Source organism: Arthrobacter sp. D1-29 (assembly GCF_054130585.1).
Map to the genome: position 1 here is coordinate 721,097 of NZ_CP096383.1, position 14,877 is coordinate 735,973.

Consider the following 14,877-nt stretch of genomic DNA (forward strand, 5'->3'; position numbering starts at 1 on the left):
CGGCTAGGCTTGGTCCATGGGACACACCAACGATCCTGCAGTCATCGAACGCCTGATGCGCACCAAGGGGCGGTGGGCGATCGTGGGCCTGACCACCAACGAGTGGCGGGCGGCCTATGACACGTCCCTGTTCATCAGGGACCGGCTTGGTATCGAGATCATCCCCGTCAACCTGCCGGGGGACCCGGTACACGGCGAAACGGGCTACCGCAGCCTGGCAGACATTCCCCCGGAGAAGCAGCCCATCGACGTCGTGGACTGCTTTGTTAACTCGCAGAGGGTAGGAGCGGTGGTTGACCAAGCCATCGCCGTGGGCGCCAAAGCGGTGTGGCTGCAACTGGGCGTCATTGACGAGGCCGCCGTGGAGCGTGCCAAGGCCGCCGGACTGGACGTGGTGATGGACGTCTGCCCCGCGCAGCAGGCCTGGAAGTACAAACTCTAATCCGCGCTGGCCAGCGCTATGGGGTCAGCGCTTCATGAGTTCGGGGTAGTGGCGCTCGGTAACGTCGGGGTGTGCGCGCATTCTGCCCTTGAGCATGTTGAGCCCAAATGAAGCAAGCATCGGGTTGGCGGGGTCATCGGAGATGCCGCGGGCCTGCGCCTTGAGCTCCGCCGGCAGCGGCACGGGTTCAATCACGGCATCCAGCCTGGGTGACCAGAAGAACGGCACCGAGTAACGGTCCACCCCCGGCGGCGGTGCCTGGACGCGGTGGATGGTGGCAGCCAGGTAGCCTTCCGTGGCCACCTCCAGCATCTCACCGAGGTTGACCACCAGCGCCCCCGGAATGGGTTCCACCGCAGCCCAATCACTGGCTCCGGGCGGCAGCACCTCCAGGCCGCCCACCCCGTCCTGCAGCAGGAGGGTCACAAAACCGTAGTCGGCGTGCGAACCCACCCCCTGGTCGCCGGCCGCTTCCACCACACCGCCCACGTAATGAACCAGCTTGCCCATCCAGGCCGGGGTATCCCTGAACGGTTCATCGAAATAGTCCTCCGGCAGCTGGAGGGAAACGGCGATGGCGCGGAGGAGTTCAGCGCCCACCCGGGACATCAGTTCGGCCCAGGCCATGGCTGCGGGTTCAAGCTCCGGCAACGACTCATCCGGCCACATGTTGTGGCCCTGAAGCAGCCAGTACGGCTGATCCGGAGGGTAATCCAGAACCGGTTCGCGGTCCGGGGAGTAATCAATCTGCTCGCGTGCGTCAGCCCTGCCCTGGGTGACTTCAGTGCCCATCCGTGTATAGCCGCGGAAATGCGGGGAAAGCCGATTGTCCAGCTTCATGCGCTCCTCGAGGGGCAGATCGAAGAACCGCTTTATCAGTTCCAACAGGTCCTCCGCCTGCCCGGGCGAGGCGCCGTAGCCCGTGAGCTGGAAGAAGCCCACCCGATGGGTGGCGTCCCGCAGCTGGTCAATGAATTCCGGACTGAAGGGACCGTAGGGTTGGCGTGCGGTGCTCAGGTCCAGAACAGGTATGGTCGCCTGGTCATGTGACATGCTCGCAGACTAGCACTGCCGTGGAAGGCTTTGTAGGCTCGCTGCATGGATGTAGCCCAGCTCAGGAAAATCTGCCTGTCGTTTCCCGGGGCCTTTGAGGATTTTCCGTTTGGGCCTGAGACCTCCGTGTTCAAGGTCAGGGCCCACGTGGCCGGCGGATCCAGGCATGAGGCCAAGATGTTCGCCGCCTCGGCCATGAACCCGGACGACTGGTCCGTGAGCCTGAAATGCGAGCCTGCCCTGGCAGAGCAGCTTCGTGCGGCCCATCCCGAAATCACCGGCGCCTGGCATATGAACAAGACCCACTGGAACGGTGTCCGCCTCGATGGTGCCCTGCCGGATGACATGATCCGTGACATGGTGGAGGATTCCTACGATTTGGTGGTGGCCACCTTGAGCCGCAAACAGCAGGAGCAGCTCGGCTGGGCCCGGCTGTCCGGATCGCAGGGTGCGTCGCTTGACTGAAAAGCGTCTGGCGGCGGGCGAACTCGATTACCCGGGCATTGGCTCCACCGAGCACGGGCGGACACCGGAGGGGTACGCCTGTGTGGTGTCACGGACGTACATCGGGAAAGGCACCGCAATCTACCTCAGGGTGGCCAAGGGAATCCTCACCTGGGAGCTGCAGAAGCGGTCGGGGCTGCGCGTCCGGACGGAGTCCGATCAGGTCGTTCCCGGTGCACGGATAGTGAGCGGATTCGGCGTCGGGCCCTTCCGCCTGAATGCCCCGTGCGAAGTGGTGTGGGTTCGCCGGGCGGGGACCGGTGAAGGCCCGCAGTCGGCCGGCTTCGGCTATGGCACCCTTCCCGGTCATCCGGTGAGAGGTGAGGAGGCCTTCGAGGTGGAGATCGACGCGCAGGAAAGCGTGTTTTTGAAGATCACGGCATTCAGCCGGCCCGCCAACTGGATGTACCAGGTGGGCGGGGTGCTGGCCCGTGCGGCGCAAAGCCACATCACTTCCCGCTACATTGAAGGGGCGCGCCAACTCGCCGCCGATGAGATCTGATCAGGAGAAGTTACATGCTGGACCAAGAGGCCCTGGACCGTTTGTGGGACGTCAATGATCCGGAACTTTCCGAACAACGGCTCCGGACGGCCATGGCTGACCCGGATTATGACGACGACGAAAAGGCCGAACTGGCCACACAGGTAGGCCGGGCCATCGGGCTGCAGGGCCGTTTCGAGGAGGCCGATGCCCTGCTCGACTCCATCGACGGCGACGAACCCACCGTTGGAGTCCGGATCCTGCTGGAGCGGGGCCGGGTCCTGAATTCGAGTGGCCATGCTGCCATGGCGGTGCCCTTGTTCGAGCAGGCGGCTGAAATGGTAGATCACCTAGGTGAGGAGTTCCTGGCCGTGGACGCTCTTCGCCTGCTGGCCCTCGCCGACTCCGCCCACGCGGAACTCTGGCTGCGCAGTGCGCTGGAGTACGCTTCCACCGCGCGTGATCAGCTGACCCGGCGCTGGATGGTGGGACTGCATCATGATCTGGGCCGGGAGTTGCATGGTTCAGGAAGGTTCACGGAAGCGCTGGTGGAATTCCAACTGGCCGAACAGTGGGCCGAACGCGTGGGCACGCCGGCGCAGCAGCGCACCGCGCAGCAAGGAATCCAGGAGTGCGAACTGGCTTTGGCAGCAGGCTGAAGAGAACAACGCGGCCCCGGTGCGTTGACCGCCAGACGGCGTGGGTAGCATGGGGGCATGTGGATCGGCTGGATCGAATTCGACATCCTTTTAGGCGATGTTCAAAGCCTGAAGGAGAAACGTTCCCTCATCAGGCCCCTCGTCGCGGAGATCAAACGCCGCTTCGACGTTTCGGTGGCTGAGGTGGGGGACCACGAGCAGTACCGGCGCAGCCAGGTGGGCGCGGGACTGGTGGCAGCTGACCGGGCGCACCTCGTGGAGGTGCTCACCGCCGTCGAACGCTTTGTTGCTGCCCGCCCGGAGTTTGAGTTGCTGAGTGCAAGGCAGCGGGAGCTGCACAGCGAAGACTGACCGGGGCGGTCAGGAAGTCAGGTCGCCTTCCTGCCACACCGCGTCCCAGGTGATGCCTGCCAGCTTGTTCTGGCCCTCCAGGCTTGGATGGAAGTAATCAAGGACGCTCACGTCGCTGGCGGTGAATTTGTATCCGTACACCGCTCCGCCATCGCTGCGGCACATGCCGGGATAGGCTGCGCAGGAGCTGGAGAGGATGGCATTGAAGGCTGCCTGCCTCTGCACCACGAGCTGACGCGTCTCTTCGCTGTTCGAAGCCGAGAGCATGGACTGACAGATGCTTCCACCGGACCAGGCCGCCTGCGCCGCCGGGTCGCTGTGCAGGACAGTCCATAACTGGTACAAATCCGGGATGCTGCTCACAAAGACCTTCGGCCGGGGGCGCATCCGGTCCAGTATGGCCAGCGCCTCGTCCACTGCCGCCCTGAAGGCAGCCTCGGTGGTCATGGTATTTGCGGACGATGTGCAGAGATCGTTGGCGCCCACCAGGACAGTGACGTAAGCGGCTCTTTGGCTGGCAGCCATGGCAGCTTGCGCCGGAATGCCCGCCACCTTAGCCCCGCTCCTGGAGTTGTTGTAATTTCTTCCGGAGATTGCCGGCTGCAGGCGGAGCAGCCGTTCATAGTGGCTGACGACGCCGTCATTCCCGCTGTCGCCGCTGGACCACGAATGGACCGGGTGGTCGCCAAACCCGCAACAGGCGCTGAAGGCCCGGGTAATGGAATCCCCGATGGCAGCCATGCTCCGGGGATAGCGGCTGGTTGGCGTCGGTGCCGCCGAAACCAGGACAAGGACCAGCAACACCACGAAACTCAGGAACCTTGCCACCTTGCCCATAGCACGATGTTAAAGCCAAAAATCCGCAGCGGTTTCGCCAATCCGCTCCCCCCTTCAGGGGTACGTTTGTCCGAAACCGCCGCGGATCCTTGAGGAGTGCGACGCGGAGGGTACTAGCCGAAGTACTTCGGCAAGGTGGCCTCGTGGGCTTCGCGGAGGGCATCGAGGGACAGCGTCTCCACGCCGTTGATCTCCAGCTGGCCGCTGGCGGCGTCCACGATGCCGATCCTGATGTGGGCAAAGCCGCGGGCTGTGCACATGTCCGTGAAGCGGATCTCTTCGGACCTCGGGACGCCGACGATGGCACGGCCCTGGCTCTCGGAGAACAGGGCCGTAAACAGGTCCACGCCGTCGCGGTCCAGGACGTCCTGCAGTGCGATGCGGGCGCCTACACCGTAACGCAGCGAGGACTCCACGAGTGCCGCCGCGAGGCCGCCTTCGGAGAGGTCGTGCGCGGAGTCAACCATGCCGTCCCGGGAGGCGTTGATCAGGATTTCACCGAGCGCGCGTTCCGCGGCGAGGTCAACCTTGGGCGGAAGCCCGCCCAGGTGGCCGCGCAGGTTGGACCATTCAGATCCGTCCAGTTCAGCCGCAGTGGTGCCCAGCAGGTAGATGGCCTGACCGTCCTCGCGCCAGCCCGACGGCGTGCGGCGGGCGACGTCGTCGAACTTGCCCAGCACAGCCACCACGGGGGAGGGGTGGATGGGCGTGGTGCCGGTCTGGTTGTACAGCGAGACGTTGCCACCGGTGACGGGGATGCCCAGCACCATGCAGGCGTCGGACAGGCCGCGGATGGCTTCGGCCAGCTGCCACATGACGTCCGGATCCTCGGGGGAACCGAAGTTCAGGCAGTCGCTGACAGCCATCGGGACAGCGCCTGAAGTGGCCACGTTGCGGTAGGCCTCGGCCAGCGCCAGCTGTGCACCGTGGTACGGATCGAGGAAGGTGTAACGGCCGTTGGCGTCGGTGGCCAAAGCCACACCAAGGCCGGTTTCCTCATCCACCCTGACCACACCGGCGTCATCTGGCATGGCCATGGAGGTGTTGCCGCCAACATAACGGTCGTACTGGTTGGTGATCCAGGACTTGTCACACATGTTCGGCGAAGCGATGAGCTCCGTTACGGCGGCAGCCAACTCTGCAGGGGCGGCGGGGCGGCCTGCGTCCTGGACGGACCCGGTGAACGTGTCAGCCTGAAGCGAGTCCTGCCACTCCGGCCGTGCGTACGGGCGGTCGTACACCGGACCGTCGTGCGCAACGGTGCGGGGATCGACGTCGACGATCACTTCGCCCTCCCACGTGATGATGAGGCGGCCGGTGTCGGTCACCTCACCCAGCCAGGAGTACTCCACGGCCCACTTGTCCATCACGGCTTCGAAGGCTTCGATGTTCTCCGGAGTCACTACAGCCATCATGCGTTCCTGCGACTCGGACATCAGGATCTCGCCCGGAGTCAGCGTGGGGTCCCGCAGCAGGACGGAGGTCAGTTCAACTTCCATGCCGCCGTCGCCGTTGGAGGCGAGCTCTGACGTGGCGCAGGAAATGCCCGCGGCGCCCAGATCCTGGATGCCTTCAACCAGCGAGCCCTTGAACAGCTCCAGGCAGCACTCAATCAGGACCTTCTCGGCGAAGGGGTCGCCCACCTGCACGGCGGGGCGCTTGGACGGCTTGGTGTCGTCGAAGGACTCGGAGGCCAGCACCGAGGCGCCGCCAATTCCGTCTCCGCCGGTGCGGGCACCGAACAGGACCACCTTGTTGCCCTTGCCGGACGCGTTGGCCAGCCGGATGTCCTCGTGCCGCATCACGCCAACTGCGAGGGCGTTCACCAGCGGGTTGCCCTGGTACACCGAATCGAAGACCATCTCGCCGCCGATGTTGGGCAGGCCCAGGGAGTTTCCGTAGCCGCCGATGCCGGCAACAGCCCCGTGCATCACGCGGGCGGTGTCCGGGTGGTCGATGGCGCCGAAACGCAGCGGATCCATCACGGCCACCGGGCGTGCGCCCATGGAGATGATGTCGCGGACAATGCCGCCAATGCCGGTTGCGGCGCCCTGGTAGGGCTCCACGAACGACGGCGAGTTGTGGGACTCGATCTTGAACGTCACGGCCCAGCCGTCGCCCAGGTTGGTCACACCGGCGTTTTCGCCGATGCCTACCAGCATGTCCTTCTTCATCTCGTCGGTCACCTTCTCGCCAAACTGACGCAGGTGGTTCTTCGAGGACTTGTAGGAGCAGTGCTCGCTCCACATCACCGAGTACATGGCGAGCTCGGCGCCGGTGGGGCGGCGGCCCAGGACCTTGACCACTTCGTCGAACTCGTTCTGCTTCAGGCCCAGCTCGGCCCACGGGAGTTCGGTGTCCGGTGTCTTGGCTGCATTCTCGACGGTGTCGATATTGAACTTCTTGCTGACGGTTTCAGCTGAGGTACTCACTTGGCGCCTCCCACAATCTTGGTCAGGACGGAGGTGAAGAATCCGAGGCCGTCCGTGTCGGAACCGCCGATGCCATCCAGGGATTCGGGGCCGTAGCCCACCTCAACAGCGTGCTCGGGGTGCGGCATCAGGCCTACCACGTTGCCCGCAGCGTTGGAGATGCCGGCGATGTCGCGGCGGGAGCCGTTCGGGTTGAAGCCCACGTAGCGGAACACCACGCGGCCTTCAGCTTCCAGCGCATCCAGGGTCTTCTCGTCGGCGATGTACTGGCCGTCCTGGTTCTTCAGCGGCACGGTGATTTCCTGGCCCGCGGCGTAGTCCCTGGTCCAGTCCGTGGTGTTGTTCTCCACGCGCAGGACCTGGTCCCGGCACATGAATTTCAGGTGGTCGTTCTTGATCATGGAGCCGGGAAGCAGGTGCGACTCGGTCAGGATCTGGAACCCGTTGCAGATGCCCAGGACCGGCAGCCTCGCGTCCGAGTTGGCGGCATCGATGATCTTGGACATGAGCGGCGCAAAACGCGCAATCGCTCCGGCGCGGAGGTAGTCGCCGTAGGAGAAACCGCCAGGAATCACCACTGCATCCACGTCGCCCAGGGAGGTATCGGCGTGCCAGAGCTCGACGGCGGTGGCGCCGGCAAGGCGGACTGCGCGGGCGGCGTCGCGGTCATCAAGCGTGCCGGGGAAGGTCACAACGCCAATCTTGGCGCCGGCGAGGCGGGCGTCGGCCGCAACAGCGACCTCCCCGCCGATCAGGGGAAGCTCAGTCATCTCAGGCCTCGACGACCTCGACGTTGACGACGTCTTCGATCACGGGGTTGGACAGCAGGGTCTCTGCTGCCTCACGGGCCTGGGCCAGGATTGCGTCGGTCACCTCGCCGTCGACGGTCAGTTCAAAGCGCTTGCCCTGGCGGACAGAGCTAAAGCCGGTGAAGCCAAGACGGGGGAGTGCACCCACGATGGCCTTCCCCTGCGGGTCCAGAATCTCGGGCTTGGGCATGACGTCAACAACGATCCGGGGCATCCGGCAACTCCTGTGCGTGAGCTTTGGGTAAGGGCGCAGCGGAGTGGTGCCGTCTCACGCCGTACGGTGTCGTTAAAACCGTGTTGTAAAACAGTGTCGTTAAAGCATGGGACGGGCGCTCCGCGAGCTTGCCTGCCCATTCTACCGGGATTGGGGCTGCACTCTGTATTCGATGGGAACGACGGCGGCTCTGGCCCTGCGCGCAGACCGTCACTAGGATTGCTGAATGGTTGAGAAATCGAAATCCGTGCTGTTGCCCGTGATTGCCGCAGCTGTTTTCGCGGGGCTGGGCAGGATGGTTTTGCAGAAGATCAAGGCGGACCGGGCCGCGAGGGAACACAGGGTGACGGGTCCTGTCGATGAAAAGACCCGGCAATGGATCAGTGAGGTTGTCCGCACCCCGCGCGAGTAGGCGGCACCTCCCTCAAACAGGCTCTACCAAGGTATTCATGACGGGCGTTCCCTGAACGGGAGCGCCCGTTTTCTGTGCCCTTTTCGCGGCCAGCAACATGCGATATGACAAAAAATAAAACATGGTTAGCTGCCTATGTCATATTCATCTATCAGTCTGTACTGTTTGATTCGGCTGGTCTCGCCGGGTTACAAGATCTGTAATGCTGCTGCCGTTTCCGGCCGTTCAGGCCGGCCACATCGCCGGGCCCGTACCTCGTGAAAGGTGTACCCGCTCGTGAAATCAACTGGAAAGAGCCCCAGCAGGGGCCGGGGGTTCCGGAAAGCGGCGGCGCTCGCCGTCGGATTGCCGTTCCTCCTTGTCTCTTTGGCGCTGAGCCCCGCTACCGCGGCTACCGGCCAGCCTGGTAGTCATCCAGGTGCAGCAATAACGGCAAAGAACATCAATCCGGATGACTACCAGGCAGGGCGGTACATCGTTGTGCTTGCCGGGAAACCCGCTGCCACGTATGACGGCGGTACACCTGGCCTGGCCGCCACCAAGCCTGAAAGCGGCCGAAAGCTGGATGCCGGGCGGCCCGAGGTCCAGCAGTACCAGGCACACCTCGAGGCGAAGCAGAACGAGGTAGCCGCGGGCGAAAACGTCCAGATCAAGCGGAAGTACACCGCGGCGATCAACGGATTCTCAGCCGACCTTACTGCCGGGCAGGCCGTGAAGCTCGCAAAGGATCCAGCCGTACTGCTTGTTGCCCCGGACACTGAGAACGCCCCGGACTATTCCACCACCGACTTCCTCAAGCTCAGCGGGCCCAACGGCAGCTGGAACACCGTCTTTGGCGGCCAGGAGAATGCCGGCAAGGGCGTTGTGGTTGGTGTCATCGACTCCGGCTACACACCCTCCAACCCGTTCTTCGCCGGCCAGGACGTACAGCCGCTCACCGGTCAGGCCCAGGTGGGGGTTCCCTACCGGACGGGAGAGGGCAAGATTGCCATGCTGAAGTCCGACGGCGATACTTTCGTGGGCGAATGCCAGAAGGGTGAGGGCACGGGGGCGGCGTTCGACGGGAGTGCCTGCAACTCGAAGGTTTTGAGCGCCCGCTACTTTGCGGATGACTTCAAGAAGTATGTTGCACCGGAACACCGCGCCCCGGAGGAACTCATCTCACCGGTTGATGTGGGCAGCCACGGCACGCACACAGCCAGTACTGCAGTAGGCAACGCCAACGTCAAGACCAACCTTGGCGCGACCGACATGGGCATCACCAGCGGCGTTGCTCCTGCTGCAAAGCTTTCGGTGTACAAAGTCTGCTGGGAGGACGATAACCCTGACACCGGCGGCTGCTACAGCTCCGCATCTGTGGCTGCGATCAACCAGGCCATCCTGGACGGTGTGGATGTCCTCAACTACTCCATCTCCGGCAGCACCTCCACCACCACGGATCCTGTCTCCCTTGCCTTTCTCTCGGCGGCATCAGCCGGCATCTTCGTTGCCGGCTCGGCGGGAAACTCCGGTCCCGCCGCCAGCACGGTCAACCACGGCGCACCATGGCTGACGACGGTGGCCGCAAGTTCGTTTTCCACTGAACTCCAGGGCACGGTTGAATTCGAAGACGGCAGCAAGTTCCGCGGCGCCAGCCTGATGGCCAACCCTGTTCCCGCCAGCAATGCTGTGCTGGCTGTTGACGCTGCGGCCGCCGGGGCAGCCAACCCTGTACTCTGCGGCCCGAACGTGCTGGACCCCGCCAAAGTCGCCGGGAAGATAGTGGTCTGTGACAGGGGTGTCATTGACCGGGTTGCCAAGAGCGCGGAGGTTCAGCGGGCGGGCGGCGTCGGCATGATCCTGGTCAACCTGGCCACCTCCTCGGAGGACCTGGACCGCCATTCCGTCCCTACCGTGCACGTGAATCCTCCTGCGACACAGGAGATCAAGAACAAGATCACCGCGAATCCGGCCATCAAGGTTGCCCTCGTCAACAAGGACACCACCGGGCTTCCGGCGGCACCTCAGCCGCAGGTTGCAGGTTTCTCTTCACGGGGACCCCTCCTTGCCACCGGCTCGGACCTTCTCAAGCCTGATGTTGCAGCGCCCGGTGTGGCCGTCCTGGCCGGCGTGTCTCCCATAGGCTCCGGCGGTGACCAGTTTGGCATGATGTCCGGAACATCCATGGCGGCGCCGCACGTGGCAGGCTTTGGCGCCCTGGTCCTCGCCAAGAACCCCGGCTGGTCCCCGGCCACGGTCAAGTCAGCCATGATGACCACGGCCGGCGATGTCAAAAATGCGGACGGCTCCCGGAACAGCGATGTGTTTGCCACCGGTGCGGGCCAGGTGGACGTGGCAAGGGTGTTGGATCCCGGCCTGGTCTACGACAATACCGGGGACGACTACCTCAGGTTCATCCAGGGAACTGGCCTGGACCTTGGCATTCCGGACTTGGGAACCACCGCACCGCGGGACATGAATATTGCCTCGTTCGCGCTGGGAACCCTCACCGGCAAGACGGAGGTTACCCGCACTGTCACGGCGCTGACGCCCGGGCTCTACCGCGCCCAGGCCAATGTACCGGGGGTTAAGGTGAGCGTGACGCCGTCGGTCCTCAACTTCGAGGCCGCGGGCGAAAAGCGCACTTTCAAGGTCAAGTTCGAAAACACCGGAGCGGCCCTGGGGCAGTTCGCCATGGGAAGCCTGGTCTGGCAAGGCGCCGGGAAGAACATCACATCACCTATTGCGGTCCGGCCGCAGTCCGTGGTGGCTCCTTCCAACCTGGCCTTCACGTCGGAGGGCGGAACCGGTCAGGGCGCGATCCCGGTGGTTTCCGGTACGAACACACCTGTCAACGTCACGCTGGACGGACTGTCGAAGGCCGATTCCTCGGCGATTGAGCTGGTTCCCGGACCGTTGGCACTGGAGACCAACGCATCGAACTTTGCCAAGGAGGTCACCGTGCCCGCCGGAACGCCGCTGGCCAAATTCTCCGTCTTTTCCTCCACCGAGGAGGCGGACTTCGACATGGTGGTCTTCAACCCCGCGGGCCAGGTCCTGCTGGCGCAGACGGCTTCGGCCAGCGAATCCATATCCGTGCCAAACCCCGCCCCGGGTGTCTACACGATCTACGTGAATCTCTACGCCAGTTCCAACGGCCAGCCCACCAAGGCGTCGGTGGATGCCGCAGTGCTGGGGGCGAATGTAGGAAATGCCACCGTGTCCCCGAACCCGCTGCGGCTTGGAAACGGCCAGTCCGGCGTCCTGTCGCTGGCCTGGAAGGACCTGGCCGAAGGTTCGTACATTGGCCGGGTCAGCTTTGCCGGTTCCAGCACGCCCACCTTCGTCTCGGTGGTTGTGACACCGGGCACCGCGGGGGTGGTTCCGGCTGACGAACAGGCTGATGATCCTGCAAAGCCCGACCAAGAAGAAATGAAGGAAAAGGTCAGGAAGGACAAGAAAAAGCAGGAGGTTTCCGAAACTTCCGGGATCAGGGACATGGATATCTAGCCATAATCCTTAACGCTAGAGGCGCCGCCGGCTCACAACGATCCGGCGGCGCTTTTCTTGTGCGCGCTGGCGGCAGCTGCCCGCTACGTCTGTGCCCTCTACGTCTGATAAGAGCCAGGGCTTCCGCCCAACAGCGGGGCCATCGCCTTCCACCGGGCGATCTCGCAGCCGTCAGTGCGTCGGAACTGAGCACTGACGGGACGGCCACGAAAAGTTCCCGTCACCACGGCCACCTGGGGTCCGCCGTACTGCTGGGTGCATAACCTGGGCGGGCCGGGCTTCGGAAAGAAAATGTCCTCGCCGAACTGTTCCACAGCTGCAAGCGCTGCCTCCGGATCGGGCAGGTTCGACCCCGCTGCAGGGTGGCCGTCCTCGGCAACCAGGCGGAAGACGTACTCGCTGGAACCTGGCTGTTCGGTGAGCCTGATGGTCAGGTTTGTAGCTGCCACTCCGTCACCGGGCGCCATCATGCTGGTCCTCCGGAAAGCGGGGCCAGTTTCACTGCGAGCCGCTCGCGGAGGGCGGCGGCTTCAGCAGCAAAGCCCCGCTGGTTCTCCATGTAGGCGGCTTTACCCTCGGCTGTTTCGATCCGGATGGGAGGGTAACCCCACTCGGCCAGATCGTAGGGGGAGGCCTGCATATCCATGGCACGTATCCGCCACGACAGTTCAAAACAGTCCATCACCAGCTCGCTGGGAAGCGCCGGCACCAGCTTGTAGGCCCACTTGTACAGATCCATGTTGGCGTGCAGGCAGCCGGGCTGTTCCAGATCCCGCTGCTTTTCCCGGCTGGGCTCGAGCTCGTTCAGCGGCTTGGCGTCGGGGGTGTAGAAGCGGAAGGCATCAAAATGGGAGCAGCGGATCCGGTTGTCCTCCACTACCTTGTCCGTGCCGGCGGAGCCCAGCCTCAGGTTCAGGTACTCGTGCCGCAGGTCGAACTTGTCCTGGCGGTAGACCATGGCCCATTCATGCAGGCCGAAGCAGCCGAACTGGGCAGGTCGGGCCGCCGTTCCGCGGAGAATGATCCCGGCGAAGGTGACTGCCTGGTGCCGGTCCTCCAGAAAGGCGGGGGTGTCAACGGTGACCGCCGTGCTGCCGGAAGGCATCCCCAGGGAGGCGAGTTCGCCGTCGTCGAGCATTCTGTAGTGTTTCCAGCTGCTGCGGGCAGCCGCCTGGGCGCCGGTGAGGACGACGCCGGCGCCCGGGTGCCAGCGCAGCAGCTGGCCAGGCTTCTGGGTGTAGTAGGTGAAGAGAAAATCTTCAACCGGGTGCTTCTGCCCCGCTGAACGGCGGGCAAGGTAGGGATCGGCATAGCGGCGGACCCGTTCCTGGTACGCTGCCTGGCGCACCTGCCACTCGCCGTCCGTCAGCAGGCTAAGCTGCTCCACCAGTGGCACCCAGTATGTCCCGGGCAGCGTCCCAGGCGCTGATCTCGCAGCCGTTCCTGCGGGCGAAGGTGGCATCAACAGGCGTGTCGTCAACGATTCCGGTGACAATGGCCTCTTGCGGCCCGCCATATTGCTCAGTACACGCCTGGTCCTTGCCCTGGGCGGACGGGCTGAGCACGGCGGCGTTGTTCTTGATGGCCTCACAGGCCGCTTCGGCTGACGGGTGCTTGCTTTCAGCTGCCGGGACCCCGTCCTGGCATACGAGCGTGTAATTGACGGCAGGTTCCGTCTCCGAGGGCCTGACCGTGATGGCCAGTTCGGCGTTGCCGACTCCCGGTCCTGCTGTAGGGGTGCGTGAGGCAGACGGCGCCGGAGCCGGGACGGAGGTTTCGGTGTCCGGGGCGGGCGTGGTGGCAGCTCCGGAAGTGGTGGGGGAGCTTGCGGCCGGCGGGGTGGAGGCGGGAGCGCCGGTGTCCGCAGCCGAGCAGGCGGGAATGAGCCCTGCCGCCAGCAGCAGGGCCGCCACCTGGGTCAGCAATTTACGCATATCGGCCTCCTCGATCGCTGCCATTCTACTGCCGTATTTCGGGCCGCTCGTTGGTCCCTGCGCTGGTCTCTTCGCTGGTCCCTGCGCTGGTCGCTCCTGAAGTCGCCGCGATCAGGCCCATCATTGAGGCGTGCAGTTGGCCCACCTGTTCGCGCGTAAGCCCCAGCCGCTCCATCATGGTGCCGGGCACGGCGAGGGCCTGGTCCCGCAGCCTTGCTCCAGCAGGGGTCAGGTCCACGGCCAGGGCGCGTTCGTTTCCATCCATGCGGTGCCGTGTGAGGAGGCCAGCGGCCTCGAGCCGGCGGAGCAGCGGGGAGATTGTTGCCGGCTCCTGCGCCAGGGCATCACTGATGTTACGCACGGTGCGGGGGCTGGACTCCCAGAGGCAGAGCATCACCAGATACTGCGGATGCGTCAGGCCCAGCTTCTCAAGGACCGGCTTGTAGGCGCCCACCACGCTGCGGGAGGCAACAGTGAGGGCGAAACAGAGCTGGTGCTCCAGCAGCAGCAGGTCATCGTCCGGCTGTTGTTCCCGGTTCTGCTTCCTGAGCTGGGACGGTGCGGTGGACATCACGGGCCTCCAATAGTTAGTGCAGTAATGATTAGCGTACACTTGGTATCAGCAATTCGTTCTCTCCAAGGAGTCAAGATGGGCAAGGGCAAGCCGGCTGACAAAGACAACGCTTCGCAGCGGTTCATGCGGGCAACCGGAAAACTCAGGGCCATCTTCGGCCCGGCCAACCGCAGTTCCCTGTCTCACGACATGACTGAGGAGAACCGCAAACTGCTGCAGCAGCGCGAAGTCGAAAGCCAGCAGTGGGAAACGTTGCGCCGGCCCGATGGCAGCACCTACGTCGTACCCAAAAACCCGGAGGACAAGTCCCTCCGCTGAGCCCGCCGGCAGGGGCCTTTTCCCCGCTCCGGGCGTAAAATAAGGGCACTGGCTCCAGTTGGGGCCGTTGCTCCTTTCGCGGGCAATGGTCCTGCGGCTCTTCCTGGGGAGCGTGGGAAGGGGGTGGAAATAATGGCACATGTAATCAGTGGTTTTATGAACCTGACTGAACGGCTCCGGTTCATCTTTGGCCCGGCGACGCGCCTCGACATCGACGAACCTGTTGTGCACAAGCATGATGCGTTCGAGCAGGCCTCAGACGAGGAACTCTCCCACTTCGAAGTGGAGACCGATTCCCACGGCCACCATTACGCAGTCCGGCGCGAAGATCTCACCTGAAGACCTCACCTGAAGAACGCTGACGGAAA

The 14,877-nt window shown here is 64.0% G+C and carries 18 protein-coding genes; 9 read left to right on the top strand and 9 right to left on the bottom strand.

Annotated features, from left to right (window positions below; translation table 11 throughout):
- Positions 1–16: 16 nt before the first annotated feature.
- A complete protein-coding gene (locus tag M1E17_RS03450; RefSeq protein ID WP_457965489.1) occupies positions 17–442 on the top strand; it encodes a CoA-binding protein in 426 nt (141 codons plus the stop codon).
- A gap of 24 nt (positions 443–466) precedes the next feature.
- Here M1E17_RS03450 and M1E17_RS03455 read toward each other — a convergent pair whose 3' ends face one another.
- Positions 467–1,495 carry an isopenicillin N synthase family dioxygenase gene (locus M1E17_RS03455; protein ID WP_457965491.1) on the bottom strand — a complete coding sequence of 343 codons (1,029 nt, stop codon included), beginning with the start codon at positions 1,493–1,495 and terminating at the stop codon, positions 467–469.
- A 45-nt stretch (positions 1,496–1,540) separates the two neighbouring features.
- Here M1E17_RS03455 and M1E17_RS03460 point away from each other — a divergent pair, with 45 nt between their 5' ends.
- Genes M1E17_RS03460 through M1E17_RS03475 form a run of 4 tightly spaced genes read left to right on the top strand, consistent with a single transcriptional unit; the run spans position 1,541 to position 3,490 of the window.
- On the top strand, positions 1,541–1,960 hold the full coding sequence (locus M1E17_RS03460; protein ID WP_457965493.1) for an MmcQ/YjbR family DNA-binding protein: 420 nt from the start codon (positions 1,541–1,543) through the stop codon (positions 1,958–1,960).
- A complete protein-coding gene (locus M1E17_RS03465; RefSeq protein WP_457965494.1) occupies positions 1,953–2,501 on the top strand; it encodes a DUF1990 family protein in 549 nt (182 codons plus the stop codon). Before M1E17_RS03460 ends, M1E17_RS03465 begins: the two co-directional genes overlap by 8 nt.
- A gap of 14 nt (positions 2,502–2,515) precedes the next feature.
- Positions 2,516–3,139 carry a hypothetical protein gene (locus tag M1E17_RS03470; protein ID WP_457965495.1) on the top strand — a complete coding sequence of 208 codons (624 nt, stop codon included), beginning with the start codon at positions 2,516–2,518 and terminating at the stop codon, positions 3,137–3,139.
- A 57-nt stretch (positions 3,140–3,196) separates the two neighbouring features.
- On the top strand, positions 3,197–3,490 hold the full coding sequence (locus M1E17_RS03475; protein ID WP_457965496.1) for a DUF503 domain-containing protein: 294 nt from the start codon (positions 3,197–3,199) through the stop codon (positions 3,488–3,490).
- A 9-nt stretch (positions 3,491–3,499) separates the two neighbouring features.
- Here the strand turns inward: M1E17_RS03475 and M1E17_RS03480 are convergent, their stop codons facing one another.
- The 4 genes from M1E17_RS03480 to purS all read right to left on the bottom strand — a co-directional run bounded on the left by M1E17_RS03480 (position 3,500) and on the right by purS (position 7,782).
- Complete coding sequence (locus M1E17_RS03480; protein ID WP_457965497.1) at positions 3,500–4,327, bottom strand: GDSL-type esterase/lipase family protein; 828 nt, start codon at positions 4,325–4,327, stop codon at positions 3,500–3,502.
- A 113-nt stretch (positions 4,328–4,440) separates the two neighbouring features.
- Complete coding sequence (gene purL / locus M1E17_RS03485; RefSeq protein ID WP_457965498.1) at positions 4,441–6,759, bottom strand: phosphoribosylformylglycinamidine synthase subunit PurL; 2,319 nt, start codon at positions 6,757–6,759, stop codon at positions 4,441–4,443.
- Positions 6,756–7,529 (bottom strand): phosphoribosylformylglycinamidine synthase subunit PurQ, encoded by a 774-nt coding sequence (purQ, locus tag M1E17_RS03490; RefSeq protein WP_457965499.1) that lies wholly within the window; start codon positions 7,527–7,529, stop codon positions 6,756–6,758. The genes purL and purQ overlap by 4 nt, the downstream gene beginning before the upstream one ends.
- A gap of 1 nt (position 7,530) precedes the next feature.
- Positions 7,531–7,782, bottom strand: coding sequence for a phosphoribosylformylglycinamidine synthase subunit PurS (gene purS, locus M1E17_RS03495; RefSeq protein ID WP_066287204.1), 252 nt, complete (start codon positions 7,780–7,782; stop codon positions 7,531–7,533).
- A 226-nt stretch (positions 7,783–8,008) separates the two neighbouring features.
- Here purS and M1E17_RS03500 point away from each other — a divergent pair, with 226 nt between their 5' ends.
- Together M1E17_RS03500 and M1E17_RS03505 are read left to right on the top strand one after the other, a co-directional pair.
- Positions 8,009–8,194 carry a hypothetical protein gene (locus tag M1E17_RS03500; protein ID WP_457965502.1) on the top strand — a complete coding sequence of 62 codons (186 nt, stop codon included), beginning with the start codon at positions 8,009–8,011 and terminating at the stop codon, positions 8,192–8,194.
- A gap of 276 nt (positions 8,195–8,470) precedes the next feature.
- Complete coding sequence (locus tag M1E17_RS03505) at positions 8,471–11,683, top strand: S8 family serine peptidase (protein WP_457965503.1); 3,213 nt, start codon at positions 8,471–8,473, stop codon at positions 11,681–11,683.
- 98 nt (positions 11,684–11,781) lie between these two features.
- Here M1E17_RS03505 and M1E17_RS03510 read toward each other — a convergent pair whose 3' ends face one another.
- From M1E17_RS03510 to M1E17_RS03525, 4 genes are read right to left on the bottom strand one after another with little or no spacing between them, the layout of a single operon-like run.
- Complete coding sequence (locus tag M1E17_RS03510; RefSeq protein ID WP_457965504.1) at positions 11,782–12,153, bottom strand: serine protease inhibitor; 372 nt, start codon at positions 12,151–12,153, stop codon at positions 11,782–11,784.
- Positions 12,150–13,079: a 3-methyladenine DNA glycosylase gene (locus M1E17_RS03515; RefSeq protein ID WP_457965506.1), complete on the bottom strand. Its 930-nt coding sequence runs from the start codon at positions 13,077–13,079 to the stop codon at positions 12,150–12,152. Before M1E17_RS03515 ends, M1E17_RS03510 begins: the two co-directional genes overlap by 4 nt.
- Positions 13,057–13,617: a serine protease inhibitor gene (locus tag M1E17_RS03520; protein WP_457965508.1), complete on the bottom strand. Its 561-nt coding sequence runs from the start codon at positions 13,615–13,617 to the stop codon at positions 13,057–13,059. The genes M1E17_RS03515 and M1E17_RS03520 overlap by 23 nt, the downstream gene beginning before the upstream one ends.
- Before the next feature lie 25 nt (positions 13,618–13,642).
- Positions 13,643–14,188 carry a MarR family winged helix-turn-helix transcriptional regulator gene (locus tag M1E17_RS03525; protein WP_457965509.1) on the bottom strand — a complete coding sequence of 182 codons (546 nt, stop codon included), beginning with the start codon at positions 14,186–14,188 and terminating at the stop codon, positions 13,643–13,645.
- Positions 14,189–14,266: 78 nt separating this feature from the next.
- Here M1E17_RS03525 and M1E17_RS03530 point away from each other — a divergent pair, with 78 nt between their 5' ends.
- Positions 14,267–14,509 (top strand): hypothetical protein, encoded by a 243-nt coding sequence (locus tag M1E17_RS03530; protein ID WP_457965510.1) that lies wholly within the window; start codon positions 14,267–14,269, stop codon positions 14,507–14,509.
- A 132-nt stretch (positions 14,510–14,641) separates the two neighbouring features.
- Positions 14,642–14,848 carry a hypothetical protein gene (locus M1E17_RS03535; protein ID WP_457965511.1) on the top strand — a complete coding sequence of 69 codons (207 nt, stop codon included), beginning with the start codon at positions 14,642–14,644 and terminating at the stop codon, positions 14,846–14,848.
- Positions 14,849–14,877 lie beyond the last annotated feature (29 nt).